The organism is Cellulophaga omnivescoria, assembly GCF_027915275.1.
Lineage (GTDB): Bacteria > Bacteroidota > Bacteroidia > Flavobacteriales > Flavobacteriaceae > Cellulophaga > Cellulophaga omnivescoria.
Genome location: NZ_CP115819.1, coordinates 3,403,559 through 3,418,997, shown reverse-complemented (window position 1 = coordinate 3,418,997; position 15,439 = coordinate 3,403,559). Strand labels below are relative to the sequence as shown.

The 15,439-nt window shown below is 31.3% G+C and carries 13 protein-coding genes; 10 read left to right on the top strand and 3 right to left on the bottom strand.

Annotated features, from left to right (window positions below):
- Window positions 1–19 precede the first annotated feature (19 nt).
- From tilS to PBN93_RS15070, 9 genes are all read left to right on the top strand, one after another.
- Window positions 20–1,327 (top strand): tRNA lysidine(34) synthetase TilS, encoded by a 1,308-nt coding sequence (tilS, locus tag PBN93_RS15110; protein ID WP_271081011.1) that lies wholly within the window; start codon window positions 20–22, stop codon window positions 1,325–1,327.
- 84 nt (window positions 1,328–1,411) lie between these two features.
- A complete protein-coding gene (locus PBN93_RS15105) occupies window positions 1,412–3,811 on the top strand; it encodes a penicillin acylase family protein (protein ID WP_271081010.1) in 2,400 nt (799 codons plus the stop codon).
- A gap of 89 nt (window positions 3,812–3,900) precedes the next feature.
- Window positions 3,901–5,436: a YifB family Mg chelatase-like AAA ATPase gene (locus PBN93_RS15100; protein ID WP_271081009.1), complete on the top strand. Its 1,536-nt coding sequence runs from the start codon at window positions 3,901–3,903 to the stop codon at window positions 5,434–5,436.
- Between the two features lie 70 nt (window positions 5,437–5,506).
- Complete coding sequence (locus PBN93_RS15095; RefSeq protein ID WP_271081008.1) at window positions 5,507–6,328, top strand: GLPGLI family protein; 822 nt, start codon at window positions 5,507–5,509, stop codon at window positions 6,326–6,328.
- A gap of 15 nt (window positions 6,329–6,343) precedes the next feature.
- Entirely contained in the window at window positions 6,344–9,019 is a 2,676-nt protein-coding gene (locus tag PBN93_RS15090) for a TonB-dependent receptor (protein WP_271081007.1), read from the top strand.
- Between the two features lie 76 nt (window positions 9,020–9,095).
- A complete protein-coding gene (locus PBN93_RS15085) occupies window positions 9,096–10,328 on the top strand; it encodes an Nramp family divalent metal transporter (protein WP_271081006.1) in 1,233 nt (410 codons plus the stop codon).
- A complete protein-coding gene (pxpA, locus tag PBN93_RS15080) occupies window positions 10,328–11,068 on the top strand; it encodes a 5-oxoprolinase subunit PxpA (protein ID WP_077399803.1) in 741 nt (246 codons plus the stop codon). Before PBN93_RS15085 ends, pxpA begins: the two co-directional genes overlap by 1 nt.
- A 3-nt stretch (window positions 11,069–11,071) precedes the next feature.
- Window positions 11,072–11,800, top strand: a complete 729-nt coding sequence (gene pxpB / locus PBN93_RS15075; RefSeq protein ID WP_271081005.1) for a 5-oxoprolinase subunit PxpB — start codon at window positions 11,072–11,074, stop codon at window positions 11,798–11,800.
- Window positions 11,793–12,638 carry a 5-oxoprolinase subunit C family protein gene (locus PBN93_RS15070; RefSeq protein WP_271081004.1) on the top strand — a complete coding sequence of 282 codons (846 nt, stop codon included), beginning with the start codon at window positions 11,793–11,795 and terminating at the stop codon, window positions 12,636–12,638. The genes pxpB and PBN93_RS15070 overlap by 8 nt, the downstream gene beginning before the upstream one ends.
- Before the next feature lie 27 nt (window positions 12,639–12,665).
- On the opposite strand, the gene PBN93_RS15065 is transcribed toward PBN93_RS15070, so the two are convergent.
- From PBN93_RS15065 to PBN93_RS15055, 3 genes are read right to left on the bottom strand one after another with little or no spacing between them, the layout of a single operon-like run.
- Entirely contained in the window at window positions 12,666–13,430 is a 765-nt protein-coding gene (locus PBN93_RS15065; RefSeq protein ID WP_271081003.1) for a TIGR02757 family protein, read from the bottom strand.
- Window positions 13,430–13,987: a CPBP family intramembrane glutamic endopeptidase gene (locus PBN93_RS15060; protein WP_271081002.1), complete on the bottom strand. Its 558-nt coding sequence runs from the start codon at window positions 13,985–13,987 to the stop codon at window positions 13,430–13,432. The genes PBN93_RS15065 and PBN93_RS15060 overlap by 1 nt, the downstream gene beginning before the upstream one ends.
- Before the next feature lies 1 nt (window position 13,988).
- Window positions 13,989–14,651 (bottom strand): ABC transporter ATP-binding protein, encoded by a 663-nt coding sequence (locus PBN93_RS15055; RefSeq protein WP_077399789.1) that lies wholly within the window; start codon window positions 14,649–14,651, stop codon window positions 13,989–13,991.
- A gap of 165 nt (window positions 14,652–14,816) precedes the next feature.
- Between PBN93_RS15055 and folE the strand changes: the two genes are divergently transcribed.
- Window positions 14,817–15,416, top strand: coding sequence for a GTP cyclohydrolase I FolE (gene folE, locus PBN93_RS15050; protein WP_077399786.1), 600 nt, complete (start codon window positions 14,817–14,819; stop codon window positions 15,414–15,416).
- Window positions 15,417–15,439 lie beyond the last annotated feature (23 nt).

Here is a 15,439-nt window from a genome sequence, read left to right as displayed (position 1 = left end):
CTTTAGTTACATTTGTAGTGTGCTAAAAGAATTTAAAAATCATATTAAAGCTAATTTTCCATTACTGTTACAACGTCCATTTTTGGTTGCTTGTAGTGGTGGTGTAGATAGCGTTGTTTTGGCACATTTATGTGCACAATTAAACCTAGAGTTTTCTATTGCGCATTGTAATTTTAAGTTACGTGACAAATCTAGTGACGATGACGAAGAATTTGTTAGAAGTTTAGCACACCAATTACATAAAAAAATTTTTGTAACTAATTTTAATACAGTTGGTTATGTTAATAAGAATAAAGTTTCTGTTCAAATGGCGGCAAGAGACTTAAGGTACGCTTGGTTTGCTAAATTAGTTAAAGAAAACAACCTAGAAACCGTGTTAACAGGTCATCAAGCAGATGATAATTTAGAAACTTTTTTAATTAATTTATCTCGTGGTACCGGGGTAGATGGTCTGTTGGGTATACCATCAAAAACTAGTGCATTGGCTAGGCCATTATTACCTTTTACTCGTAATCAGATAGAAAATTTTGCTAAGCAAAACAATATTATATGGCGAGAAGATAAAAGCAATAAAGAAACCAAATATTTAAGAAACAGAATAAGACATAAAATTGTACCAGAATTAAAAGAATTGCATCCTACGTTTTTACAAAATTTTAATAATACACAAGTTTACTTACAAGAGACTTCTGTTTTGGCGGAAGATTATACCACACTTCTTAAAAAAGAATTATTTGTACATAAAAATGGATTTATAGAAGTGTCTGTAGCCAAATTAATTACTTATAACCCTTTAAAAACCTATTTGTATGCATTGTTTAGTGATTATGGTTTTACAGAATGGCAAGATGTAGCCAATTTACTAACTGCAATGAGCGGTAAACAGGTTTTGTCTAGAACGCACAGGTTGGTAAAAAATAGAGAAAACTTGTTGTTACAAGAGCTTAAAGAAGCTAATTCTGACGTGTATTTGGTGAACAAAGATCAAGAAACTGTAAGTTATCCTATAAAATTGCATTTTAAAAATGTATCTGAAATAGGAATTACTAATAATACCACCATTTATGTAGATAAGTCTAAATTAAAGTTTCCGCTGGTTTTACGTAAAAGGGAAGAGGGAGATGTTTTTTATCCGTTTGGACAAAAAGGTAAAAAAAAGCTTAGTAAATATTATAAAGATATAAAACTTAGTGTTGTAGAAAAGGATGAACAGTGGTTATTATGCTCCGGGTCTAACATAGTTTGGGTAGTAGGTAAGCGTGCAGATAATAGATTTAAAGTAGCTGCTGGGTGCGATAACGTTTTAAAAATCAGTCTAGTAAAATAATACCTGCCTTTTTTTTAATTATAGCAGCTAAATAGGTTTCCATTTTTAAAATTTAATTTTACCTTTAGGCAAACAACCTACCCCATGCGCCGACTAAAAAAGATTCTAAAAATAGCCATTCCTGTTTTGGGGCTGTTATTTTTAGCCTTTTGTATATTTATATATTCCTTAACTCCTGAATATGAAGGAGAAAAAGACTTAAAAAATTTATCTAACCAAGTAGATGTTTATTATGACAACTACGGAATTCCGCACATTTATGGTGCCACAGAAAAAGACGCAATACGTGCTTTAGGCTATGTTCATGCGCAAGATAGGTTGTGGCAAATGGAATTGTTAAGGAGAATTGGTCCAGGAGAATTATCAGAAATTTTTGGAGAAGAATTAATAGAGACCGATAAATTATTTTTGTCGTTGGGTATTGATGATTACTCTAAGCAAACAGTTGCAAACTTAGATCCAAATAGTGATTATGTGCAATTGGCAGAGGCTTATTTAGATGGTATTAACCAGTTTCAGGAAGAGGGGCCAACTCCTGTAGAATTTTACCTTACAGGTGTTAACAAACGTCCGTTTACACTTAAAGATATTCATAATACCATTGGGTATATGGCTTTTAGCTTTGCAATGGCTCATAAAACAGATCCATTGCTTAGTACTATAAAAAACAAGCTAGGAGCTGCTTATTTGCAAGATTTATCTGTTAACACAGAACCAAACTCTACACTTATAAAAAATTACGACCCATTAAAAGATACCTTACAGCTTAATTTAGCTAGTAAATTGGCATCTTCATTTAAAAATTTACCAGTTCCTTTGTTTGAGGGGAGTAATAGTTGGGTTTTATCGCCTGAAAAAACAAAAAATAGAGCTGTAATTTTAGCAAACGATCCGCATATAGGTTTTTCTCAGCCAACCGTTTGGTATGAAGCCCATTTAAGTACTCCAACTTATAAAAAATATGGGTACCATTTAGCGGGAGTTCCTTTTCCTTTATTGGCACACAATAGGCAATTGGCTTATGGTTTAACAATGTTTGAGAATGATGATGTAGATTTTTATTACGAAGAAACCAACCCAAAAGATACTACACAGTATAAAACAGAAAATGGCTGGAGAAAATACCATTATAAGCACAAAACAATAAAGGTAAAAGGTGAGGATGATGTAAAATTTACTGTAAAAACTACCAGACACGGAGCCGTATTAAATGGAGTTGCTGCCAGTGTATCAGGAGAAAAACCAGTAACTATATCTTGGATATATACGCAGGTAGAAAACAAATTACTTGGTGCGCTTTATGGTATGTCGCATTCAGAGTCTATGAGCACTTTTAAGCGTCATTTAAGAGATTTACATGCTCCAGGGCTAAATATAATGTACGGAGACGCAGAAGGTAATGTAGCTTGGTGGGCAACGGCAAAACTTTATGAAATGCCCGATAGTACCAATACCAAATTAATTTTAAACGGTTCTAATGGAACACAAGAACGTGGTACGTTTTTAGATTTTTCAGATAATCCCCATGCAGAAAACCCGCCTTGGGAGTTTGTGTATTCTGCAAACAACCAGCCAGACACTATAAACGGAAGATTTTTTCCTGGATACTATTTGCCAGAAAACAGAGCCAAACGTATAGAGCAGTTGTTAAAGCCCAAAAATGATTGGAATTTGGAATCGGTTTCTAAAATGATAACAGACGTAACATCTGCTGTAGACCCAACTACTGTTACCAATATGGCAAAGAATATAGACATTAGTAAGCTAAATATTAACGACATTAAATTGTTAGATAAACTTACCAATTGGGATGGTAGTGCTACGGTAAACAGTGTAGAATCTAGCGTTTACCAACGTTGGGTGTTTTATATGTTAAAGCATACTTTTAAAGATGAGTTGGGAGAGGAGCTATTTAACCAATTACTCACAACACATTTTCATAAAAGGTTAATAGCACCTTTGGTTACTAATAAATCATCAATATGGTGGGATAATGTAAATACCAATAAAGTAGAAACTTCAGATGATATTTTTCAATCTTCATTTACAGCAGCATTGTCATCGTTAAAAAAACAGTTTGGAGAAGATACGGAAACTTGGACTTGGGGAAAAATACACACACTAGAACACGAGCATCCTATTGGCAAAGTAAAAGCGTTACGTAAGTACTTTAATGTAGGGCCTTTTCCTGTAAATGGCGCTAAAGAGGTTATAAATAATATGGGGTTTACGTATAGTGAAGATAGTATTTACAAAGTAACATCTGGCCCATCTACACGTAGGGTTATAGATTTTTCTGATATAGAAAATAGTGTAAGTATACTTCCTACAGGACAATCTGGCAGTCCGTTTAGCTCTCATTATAACGACCAAGCTAAAATGTATTTAAATGGTGAGTTTCGTAAAATGATGATGAATAAAGATGAAATTATTGCTACAAAAAAATCGTTGTTAGTTTTTAAGCCAGATGTTGAAAATGACTAGTGGTTTTTATTTGCAGTTTTAAATTCACCGTTAAATAAACAATTGTTCATTTTAGAATATTTTTCTTACTTTTAAGAAAAAAATAATTAATGCTTACAAAGGTTTTTGGTAGTGCTGTATTTGGGGTAGAGGCTACAACTATTACAGTAGAAGTTAATATTAATAAAGGTATTGGCTACCATTTAGTAGGTTTGCCAGATAATGCTATAAAAGAAAGTAACTATAGAATTGCTGCTGCTTTGCAGAACAATGGTTACAAAATTCCAGGTAAAAAAATAACTATAAATATGGCTCCGGCAGACCTACGTAAAGAAGGTTCTGCCTATGATTTAACCTTGGCAATTGGAATTTTAAGTGCATCCGGACAAATAAAATCAGATAATATTGAAAAGTATTTAATAATGGGAGAAATTTCCTTAGATGGAAGTTTGCAACCCATTACAGGTGCTTTGCCCATTGCTATTAAAGCACAAGAGGAAGGGTTTGAAGGTTTTATTTTACCAAAACAAAATGTAAAAGAAGCAGCAATTGTCTCTGGCTTAAAAGTATTTGGTGTAGAAAAAATTACAGAGGTTATAGATTTTTTTGATAAAGATGTTCCTTTAGAGCAAACCATTGTAGATACAAGAACCGAGTTTTATAAAAGTTTAGAGTTTCCAGAGTTCGATTTTTCTGATGTTAAAGGCCAAGAAAGTATTAAGCGTAGTATGGAAATTGCAGCAGCAGGCGGACACAACATTATACTAATTGGTCCTCCTGGAGCAGGAAAAACAATGTTAGCCAAGCGTTTACCTTCTATTTTGCCTCCAATGACCCTGCATGAAGCTTTAGAAACCACAAAAATACACAGTGTGGTAGGTAAAATTAAAAATGCTGGACTAATGAGTCAACGTCCGTTTAGAAATCCACACCACACCATTAGCTCTGCTGCTTTAGTAGGCGGCGGAAGTTACCCACAGCCAGGAGAAATATCATTATCGCATAACGGAGTTTTATTTTTAGATGAGCTGCCCGAGTTTGAGCGTAAAGTACTAGAAGTAATGCGCCAACCAATAGAAGATAGAGAGGTAACCATTGCTAGAGCGCGTTTTACGGTAACCTATCCTAGTAGTTTTATGTTAGTTGCAAGTATGAATCCTAGTCCGGGAGGCTACTTTAACGATCCAGATGCTCCTGTAACATCTTCACCTGCAGAAATGCAACGGTACTTAAGTAAAATATCAGGACCGTTATTGGACCGTATAGACATACATATAGAAGTTACTCCTGTTCCTTTTGAAAAGCTATCAGAAGAACGTAAAGGAGAAAGTAGTGTAGAGATTAGAAAACGTGTTACTGCGGCAAGAGAAGTACAAACAAAACGTTTTGAAGCCTTAGAAAACATACATTATAATGCACAGATGAATACCAAGCAAATACGAGAGTATTGTGTTTTAGATACGCCGTCTAAAGAGTTGTTAAAAAACGCTATGGAGCGTTTAAATTTATCTGCCAGAGCGTACGACCGAATTTTAAAAGTGGCTAGAACTATTGCAGATTTGGCTAATTCTGATGCTATTTTAGGAGATCACATTTCTGAAGCTATACAATACCGTAGTTTAGACAGAGAAGGGTGGTTAGGGTAAGTTTTAACATCTTATTACGAAAGAAAAATACTATATTGGTTTTTTTGAATTTAAAAACAATAAATGCAGTATGAAAGAAAGAGTACTTAGCCTAATTTTTATTACAATTAGCTCATTTTATTTATTTGCGCAAAAAGATTCTGTAAACATTTATAAAGTAGCGTATGAAAGAACTTTAATAACAGAAGAAGGTAGGAGACCTTTTGTAGCTGTTTATGAGCTAAGTAAATTTGTAGAGCTAAATAAGTCTATTTACACAAAAAAAAGCAAATCAAAAACTACAGAAGTTGTAACTACAGACGAAGATGACGATTCTAGATTAATTTTTACGCCAACTGGTAAAAATATAACTACCTTATTTAAGGACTACAACAATGGTACTTTTTATTCTAAGCATGAAGTTGCTTACAAGTATTTTGTTGTTAAGGATAATCTAAATATTTTTAATTGGAGTATACAAAATAATACTAAAGAAATTTTAGGTTTTAAATGCCAATTGGCAACAATGGACTTTAGAGGTAGAAAATATGAGGCTTGGTTTACGACAGATCTTCCTGTTGGTGGCCCTTATAAATATGATGGCTTACCAGGTATGATTTTAGAACTTAAATCTATAGATAACTTTATATCTTTTAAACCTATAGGTATTAAAAATACCAAGGTAAAGCTAGCTGTTTTAGAAAATCCTTTTGATACAAAAGACGCACTAACTTGGCAGGATTATAAAGACTTGTACAAGAAAAAAGCAATAGAGCTTTTAAGTTATAGGGCTAGTGAAAACAGTAGAGGTGTAGTATCTTCTAGAGGTGGTATTGAATTATATATAGATGAAGACGACAAAGAGTATAATGATGCATTAGATAAATACCATAAGAAATTTTCTAAAAAATAATACCGCACACAACTTTTGAAAAATTTCCTTTGTTCTAAAATTTTACTAGTATCATTTCTTTTACTAGGTAGTATAGCATTAAGCTATTCACAGGTAATACAAGGTACTGTTACTACTAGTGATAATATACCTATAAACGCACAAATACTACTAAAAGAACCTAATACTAATGTAATTAAAGAGTTTATACTTGTTAATAAAGGGGCGTTTATTTATAAACTTAAAAAAAGTTACTCCACCAACAGTTTCTTTTTAACCATTAAAGCCACAGGGTATACGGATTATACAGAGGAGATAAAAAGATTAAAACCATTAGATACATTAAATTTTAAGTTTGTATTGTTTAAAGAAAAAATTGAATATTTAGATGAAGTTGTAGTTGAAAAAAAGAAAGCATTTACAATAAAAGAAGATACAGTTACCTATAATGTAGATTCTTATGCAGATGGTACAGAAAGAAAAGTAGAAGATTTACTAAAGAAACTTTCGGGTATAGAGGTTGATAGTGGTACGGGTAATATTAGTTACAGGGGTAAATCTATAGAAACTGTCACAATTGAAGGAGATAATTTGTTTGATTACAATTATACTATTGGTACTAAAAATATAAATATAGATTTAATTGAAGAAATTGAAGCTATAGAAAACTACTCTGAAAACAAACTTTTAAAAGGAATTGAAAATAGTCAAAAAGTTGCTTTAAATTTAAAGTTAAAGAAGAATAAAAGTGATATTTCTGGTACTCTAGATATTGGGTTGGGTGGTTTTACTACTTCTAAAAGGAGTCCATTAGAAATAGCTACAAATTTATTGGCTATAAATAAAATACATAAATCTTTTGCTGTAGGTACTTACAATTCTATTGGTGAGAATTCGTCTCCTTTTAATTATTCTGGTAATCAAATTACACAAGAGCAGTTAAAGGATGAAAATTACTATACTCAAAATATAATTCCAGAATATAATATTAATCAGGTTACTAATAACAATTTATCAAATCAAAATAGTCAGTTGTTTACTAATTTTAATAGTATTTATAAATTAAATGACAAATTAAAGGCCAAAGTAAATTTATATTATTTGTCAGATAAAATTAACAGTAACCAATTCTCGGAAAGTACTATAATTACTGGTGATGAGCAGTTTGCAATTTTTGATGATGATTATATAAACAAAAAACCTTTAAAGTACAGAGGAGATTTAGAATTAAAGTACAACACTTCTAAAACTTCTTTGTTAGAGTATAATGTTAGTTTTAGGGATGGAACAATAGATACAGAATATAGAACTATATCTAACCAAGAGAATGATTTTAATTCACTACTTAATACCCAAAATAAATTGTTTAAACAGAATTTGGAGTATACCAACAAGGTGTCTAAAAACAATGTTTTACAGGTTAACTTAGCAAACTCTTTTAATAATTTAGATCAAAATTTTACCATTGATCCTTCTGTTTTTAATACTGAAAATTTTAATAGTGATATACAAAGTAATTCTTCTAAAAAATACTACACGGATTTTAAAACAGTTTTGCTAGGTAAAAGCAAAAACAACAATAAATACAGTGTTTTAGTAGGGTTTAATTTAGATAAAGAAACTTTTTATTCTAATTTAATTAGCAAAAATAACACTCAACAGTTAGCAGTTGATGGTAGTTTAAATGATATCAATTTTATTAAAAATAGCATATACACTCAAGGGTCGTATAATTGGAAAATAGGAAAATTTTCTATTTCACCTAAACTCTCTTTTCAACAACTTTATCAGGAGTTAAAAGGTGCTACAAATCCCTTAGATGAAAGTATTTTTATTTTTGAGCCTTCATTATCAGTGATGTATAAGTTTAATGGAAGTTCGTATTTAAATTTGAATACAGGTTTTAATCAAAACACACAGAAAATTCAGAATGTATTTGAGAACCAAGTTTTAATTAGTAATCGTATGGTAAAAAATAATATTCCTGATATTACAACACGAAAAAATCAAAAATATAGTCTTATGTACTCTAAAAATGATCTTTTTAATCAGTTAACATTATCTTTTGGAGTGGATTACTTAAAGCAAAAAGGCAACTATTTTTCAGATACAGATATAAATGAAAACGCTATAAAAACAACAAGTTTTTTTCTGAATGAATACACAGATAATACTAGTTTTTTCTTTAATTTTTCAAAATTAATCCCATCAATAAAAACCAATTTTAAAATTTCATCAAACTATTCAATTTATAATTATAAAAACATCATTAATAATTCAGGTTTGAGAGACAATAAAGCTCTTTATTTGTTTAATAGTCTTTTCTTAAAAACCGCTTTTAATTCATCAATTAATTTTGAGAATACAACGAAGTTTACTTATTATGAAACCGTAAGCCAGAGTTCATTTGTAAATAGGTCTTTAGAAAATAATTTTAAACTACTATTTAAACCATCAAGGTCTATATTTAGTAGTGTTTCTTATGATTATTTTATTCCAAATTTTAGAGACAAGGGCACAAACAATTCATTCTTAAATTTTGATATAATGTATATACCTCAAAATAAAAATTGGCAATTGGGACTAAAAGGGGTTAATTTATTAGATAACACTTCATTTATAGAGAGAAATGTAAATGAGTTTTCTATTAACTCTAAAAAAACGAATTTACTAGGTAGATATTACTTGCTTAATTTTATGTATTCATTTTAATATTATACCTATTTAAACTTTATATGCGTATAAGTTTTTTTATCTTTCAACTTACATTAAATAACCAACCTACAGAATGATAAAAAAATGGTTTAAAAACATTGGACCAGGTCCGCTAATAGCTGCTGCTTTTATTGGTCCAGGAACTATTACAGTATGTACACTAGCGGGAGTTTATTTTGGGTTTGCATTGCTTTGGGCAATGGTACTTTCTATTGTGGCAACAATTGTATTGCAAGAGATGTCTGCCAGAGTAGGTATTGTATCTCAAAAAGGACTAAGCAAAATTATACGTACAGAAATTAAAAATCCAATTGTAAAATGGTTAACCATAGTTCTTATACTTTCTGCAATTGTTATAGGTAATGCTGTTTATGAGGCAGGTAATATTAGTGGTGGTATACTTGGATTAGAAACGATATTAGGAGATTCTTATATAAATATAGGTAGTTTTTCTTTGAACTACTTAAGTATATTAATTGGTATTATAGCTTTTGTATTACTATTTATTGGTAATTATAAGGTTTTAGAGAAAGCGTTAATTTCTTTAGTAATAGCAATGAGTTTGGCTTTTTTAATTACTGCAATTATTACCAAACCAGATCTATTAGCAATTTTTAGCAGCATTTTTAAGCCAAGTCTACCTAAAGACGGTTTATTAACCGTTATTGCCTTAATAGGAACAACCGTTGTGCCTTATAATTTGTTTTTACACGCATCTTTGGTGAGTGAAAAATGGAAATCTGTTACAGATTTGCAATATGCTCGTAAAGATACTATTGTAGCAGTTATTTTAGGTGGTATAGTATCTATGTGCGTTATAATTTCTGCTGCGGCAATACAAGGTAGTGAGGTTAGTTCTGCCGCAGATTTAGCTAAAGGTTTAGCTCCTTTGTTTGGTAGCTTTGCTAAGTACTTTTTAGCTATTGGTTTATTTGCAGCTGGTATTACTAGCGCAATTACGGCTCCATTAGCTGCAGCCTATGTTACTTGTGGTTGTTTGGGGTGGTCTACAAACTTAAAATCATCAAAATTTAGAGCTGTTTGGATGTTTATTTTGTTTTTAGGTGTTGTATTTTCTTCATTAGGAATTAAACCTATTGACATTATAAAATTTGCTCAGATAGCAAACGGAATTTTACTACCAATTATAGCTGCTTTTTTATTATGGATAATGAATAAAAAGTCGGTTTTAGGTGTATACAAAAACAATATAAAACAAAATATACTAGGCTTTATAATTCTTGCAATTAGTCTTTTATTATCTGTTGCAACCTTAAATAAAGTATTTTCTTTAAACTTATTTTAATGACAGAAAAAACTATAGATATTAATGTAGATGTTGGTGAGGGTGTTGGTAATGAGTCGCAATTAATGCCTTATATTTCCTCCTGTAATATAGCTTGTGGCGGACACGCTGGTACTATAGATTTAATGAAACACATTGTAGGTTTAGCAAAAAAACATAACGTAAAAATAGGTGCGCATCCTTCTTTTCCAGATAAAGAAAACTTTGGAAGGGTTGTAATGAAAATGAGTAACCAGGAGTTATTAAATTCTATTCAAAAACAACTACTAAACTTACTTACTGTAATTGAAGAAGAACAAACTACTTTGCATCATATAAAGCCACACGGCGCATTGTACAATTTGGCTGCTGTAGATGAGAATGTAGCAAAAGTGGTTGTAAAAGCTGTAAAAAGCATCAATTTACCTGTAAAATTATATGTTCCTTACAATTCAGTAATTGAAAAAATAGCAATAAAGGAAAATTTAGAAATTAAGTACGAGGCTTTTGCAGATCGTAATTATAATGATGATTTAACACTAGTTTCTAGATTACAAAAAAATGCAGTTATACAAGATTTTGATATGCTGTTTAATCATGTGTACGGTATGTTTTACAGTAAAAAGGTGGTTACTGTGCAAGGAACAATAAAAACAATTAAAGCAGATACGTTTTGTGTGCACGGAGACAACCCAAATGCGGTAAAAATTATAAAACAGTTAAAAGATAAATTAAAGAGTTTAAATATTGATGTTGCTTAACATATGACAACTAATGTAAACTATAAAATATTTGGAGACACTTCTATTTTGGTAGAATGGCAGCCTGTTATTACAAAAGATATTTTAAGTGATGTATTAGCGTTTAAATCTAAAATTGAAGCTTTTTATACATCAGGAATTGAAATAACAACTGCTTATAATTCTCTTTTAATAGTTTTTGATGATTTTAGAATTAATTTGACGAATGAAATTGAAAATTTAAAGCAAATATACTCTCAGAAAAGTAAAAGGAAACAAAGTAATAGTACACTGTGGAAAATTCCTGTTTGTTATGAAGATGAATTTGGAATAGATATTAAAGAAATAGCTGCAGAGAAAAATATTAGTGTAGACCAAATTATAGCACTGCATACTAAAACCGTATATACCGTATTTTTTATTGGTTTTTTACCAGGGTTCTTGTATTTAGGTGGATTGCCAGAAGAGTTAGCAATGCCCAGAAAAGCAGCACCGCGTTTAAAAATTAAAAAAGGTGCGGTGGCAATAGGAGGTGACCAAACGGGAGTTTACCCTGTAGAAAGCCCAGGAGGTTGGAATATTATTGGCAACTCGCCACTTCCTTTTTTTGATATAACCAAAGATGTTCCTTGTTTTGCTAAACCAGGAGATGCTATTCAGTTTTATTCGGTTACTAAAAAGAAGTATGATGATATAAAAACTTTAGTAAATGCTAATGTTTTTCAGATAGAAAGTGAGGATTACAATGGTTAAGGTTATACAAACTGGTTTTTATACTTCTGTACAAGATTTGGGTAGGTTTGGTTACCAGCAATACGGAGTACCTTACGCAGGTGTAATGGATGAAAGAGCTGCTTTAATAGCTAATTTGTTATTAGGAAATGCTAAAAATAATGCCGTTTTAGAGTTTACAATGACAGGTCCAAAACTTCAGTTTTTATGTAAAAGTAGAATTTGTATTACAGGAGGGGATTTTCAGCCAAAATTAAATAGCATACCAATAAAAAATAATAGTGTAATAGTTGTAAAAAAGAACGATATTCTCTCTTTTGGAGCAAAAAAGAGAGGTTTTAGAGGTTATATTGCTGTTTTAGGCGGATTTTTAACTGATGTTGTTATGAAAAGTAGAAGTATGTTTAAAAACGTTACTCAGCATCAAACCATACAAAAAAATCTTTTTTTACCTATTAAAAATGCTGTAACTATAGAAAAGCAATCAAACGCTAGTTTAGTTGTAAATAATTTTTATTTAGAAGAAAAAGTCATTACCGCGCATAAAGGGCCAGAGTTTCATAAGTTAACTATTCAACAACAGAAAAAACTATTAAATACAGTGTTTACGGTTTCAAAAAATAATAGTAGAATGGCGTACCAACTAACAGAGCTTTTTCCTAATACTTTAGAGCCTATAATAACATCAGTAGTATTACCAGGAACAGTACAGTTAACTCCGTCTGGGCAACTTATAGTTTTAATGAGAGATTGCCAAACCACAGGTGGTTACCCAAGAGTGTTGCAATTATCAAACACCGCAATAAATATATTAGCTCAGAAATTTACTGGAGATAAACTTGCTTTTAGTTTGATATAAATAATAGAGAAGAACTAAAAATCTAATCTAAAACCCTTCAAAAACTCCAAGACCAAACAAAGCAAAGTCGTACTTAGATGGGTCTTTAGGGTCTAGTTTACGCAAGCTTTTATCCAATTCAGCTAAAGCTTTAGCATCATTCTGTTTGCGTTTTAAAAGTCCAAGTTTACGCGCAACGTTGCCAGAATGCACATCTAATGGGCAAGAGAGTAGTGCAGGGTCTATAGTTTTCCAAATGCCAAAATCTACTTTGCTACTAGCATCACGTACCATCCAACGTAAAAACATATTAATACGTTTTGCAGCAGAACCTCTTAAAGGGTCTGATATGTGTTTTGTAGTACGTTTAGGATGTTCAATTTCAAAAAAAGTAGCTTTAAATTTAGAGATTGCAGTTTGCAAATCATTATTTTTAATATGTTTAGCAAAAACAGCCTCTAAACCACCGTGATTTGTATAAATGTTCTGTAAACTCTGTACAAAAAAAGTAAAATCGGTTTCATTAAATGTGCGGTGTACAAAACCTTTAAAGTTACCTAAATCATCATCAGAATGGTTTAGAACAAAATCGTGAGGAGAGTTGTGCATAAGAGTCATCATTTTATCCGCATTTTTAATAATACTCTTTCGGTTTCCCCAAGCTATAGTTGCCGTTAAAAAACCAGCAATTTCTATATCTTCTTTTTTAGTAAAGCGATGTGGAATTTGTAAAGGATCAGAATCTATAAAATCTGGGTTGTTGTATTGTACAACCTTAACATCTAAAAACTCTTTTAATTCTGCTTTAGTCATTATTCTATAGGAAGTTCTAAAAGTTTAAAAAGAGCCAATGGCAAAAACAGAATAAAGTTATGGCAGGCGTGTAGTGCAATAGACCAAATTAGACCAAATTTCACACGTATGTAACCAGCAAAAGTACCTAAAACCAATTGTGGAGCTACTAAAAACGGTGACAATAGAAGTGCCATTGGTGTAATTTCAAAATTAGTAATATGTACAGCTCCAAATAATAAAATAGATACATAAAGGACTATTTTAAACGTTTTAGTTTCTTTAAAAAAAGCAAGCGGACCTCTAAAAAATAATTCTTCAAACAAGGGAGCGACTATAACAATTAATAAAAAAAGCATTGGCGTGGTATAATCGTCCATAGCGGAACTTAAAGCGTGTTCATTAGGGCCTAGAATACCAGTTACCTCCCAAATAGAGTTAAAAACAACAATACCAATACCAATAAGCAATCCCCAAAAAAGTAATTTAATAAAAGATATAAATCTATATCTAAAATCTGTATTCTCATCAGGATTATTTTCTGGGTTTTTTAAGAACTGAAAAACTAACTTTAGCATATTATTGTTGTATTTGTCCGTCTACCATTACTAATTTCCTATCTGCCATATCTGCTAACTCTTGGTTATGTGTAACAATTACAAATGTTTGTCCAAACTCATCTCTAAGCTTAAAAAATAATTTGTGTAGGTTATCTGCACTTTCAGAATCTAAATTACCACTAGGTTCATCGGCAAAAATTATAGCAGGGTTATTTATTAAAGCTCTAGCTACAGCAACACGTTGTTGTTCTCCGCCAGACAACTCACTAGGTTTATGGTGGTATCTATGAGACAGTCCAAGAAAATCTAAAAGCTCTTTTCCTCTTTTTTCTGCCGCAGTTTTAGTTGTTTTTTTTATAAAAGCAGGTATGCATACATTTTCTAAAGCAGTAAACTCTGGTAATAATTGGTGAAACTGAAAAATAAAACCAATATTTTCATTTCTAAACTTAGCTAACTCCTTATCTTTTAATTTGGTAATATCTGTATCTTTAATTAGCAAACTGCTAGAAGATGTTTTAGAAATGGCATCCAAAGTTCCTAATATTTGTAATAAAGTGGTTTTTCCAGCACCAGAAGAGCCAACAATAGAGACAATTTCTTTTTCTTTAATATGAAGATTTACCCCTTTTAAAACCTGTAGTTTACCGTAAAACTTTTGAATATTTTCTGCTTTTATCATTCCCTGTCTTTTTCGCTGATGAAAGTACTCATTAGCGTTGATATGGCAAAAATAAATAAAAGAAAGCGGTATTCAATTTTAATACCTATTTTTGAAATAGAAGAGTCCGTTTTAGTAAAGCAAGGGCTATATCAACCAAAAAAACAAGCATAAAACAATATATAGATGTCTTTTTATAAAAATTTTGAAGAATATAATTTAGAAGCAACAGAATCTGTAAAAGAAAAATACGCTAAAATAATTGAAGGAGTAGGAGAAGATGTTAGTAGAGAAGGTTTGGTAAAAACACCAGAAAGAGCTGCAAAAGCTATGATGTTTTTAACCCAAGGTTATGAGCAAGACCCCGTAAAGATATTAAAAGCTGCAATGTTTAAGGAAGATTATGACGATATGGTTATTATTAAAGATATAGAACTATACTCTTTATGTGAACACCATATGCTGCCTTTTTTTGGTAAAGCACATGTAGCGTACATACCTAACGGACATATAGTTGGGTTAAGTAAAATACCTAGAATTGTAGATGTTTTTGCCAGAAGGCTACAAGTACAAGAGCGGTTAACTCATGATATTTTAGAATGTTTAAATAATACCTTAAAACCACAAGGAGTTGCTGTTGTTATAGAAGCATCGCATATGTGTATGATGATGCGTGGCGTGCAAAAACAAAATTCTGTAACCACAACATCTGGTTTTAGAGGTCAGTTTGAGAAGCAAGAAACGCGTAATGAGTTTTTAAAGTTAATTAGCTCAGACTTATCCTAATAAACACTGGCATTACTTTTGTA

Bases quoted from the DNA above. Each gene is read 5' to 3' on its own strand.
- PBN93_RS15105 (WP_271081010.1), top strand. From the start codon at position 1,412: ATGCGCCGACTAAAAAAGATTCTAAAAATAGCCATTCCTGTTTTGGGG.
- PBN93_RS15065 (WP_271081003.1), bottom strand. From the start codon at position 13,430: ATGACTAAAGCAGAATTAAAAGAGTTTTTAGATGTTAAGGTTGTACAA.
- PBN93_RS15070 (WP_271081004.1), top strand. From the start codon at position 11,793: ATGGTTAAGGTTATACAAACTGGTTTTTATACTTCTGTACAAGATTTG.
- folE (WP_077399786.1), top strand. From the start codon at position 14,817: ATGTCTTTTTATAAAAATTTTGAAGAATATAATTTAGAAGCAACAGAA.
- PBN93_RS15095 (WP_271081008.1), top strand. From the start codon at position 5,507: ATGAAAGAAAGAGTACTTAGCCTAATTTTTATTACAATTAGCTCATTT.
- pxpB (WP_271081005.1), top strand. From the start codon at position 11,072: ATGACAACTAATGTAAACTATAAAATATTTGGAGACACTTCTATTTTG.
- pxpA (WP_077399803.1), top strand. From the start codon at position 10,328: ATGACAGAAAAAACTATAGATATTAATGTAGATGTTGGTGAGGGTGTT.
- PBN93_RS15100 (WP_271081009.1), top strand. From the start codon at position 3,901: ATGCTTACAAAGGTTTTTGGTAGTGCTGTATTTGGGGTAGAGGCTACA.
- PBN93_RS15060 (WP_271081002.1), bottom strand. From the start codon at position 13,987: ATGCTAAAGTTAGTTTTTCAGTTCTTAAAAAACCCAGAAAATAATCCT.
- PBN93_RS15085 (WP_271081006.1), top strand. From the start codon at position 9,096: ATGATAAAAAAATGGTTTAAAAACATTGGACCAGGTCCGCTAATAGCT.
- PBN93_RS15055 (WP_077399789.1), bottom strand. From the start codon at position 14,651: ATGATAAAAGCAGAAAATATTCAAAAGTTTTACGGTAAACTACAGGTT.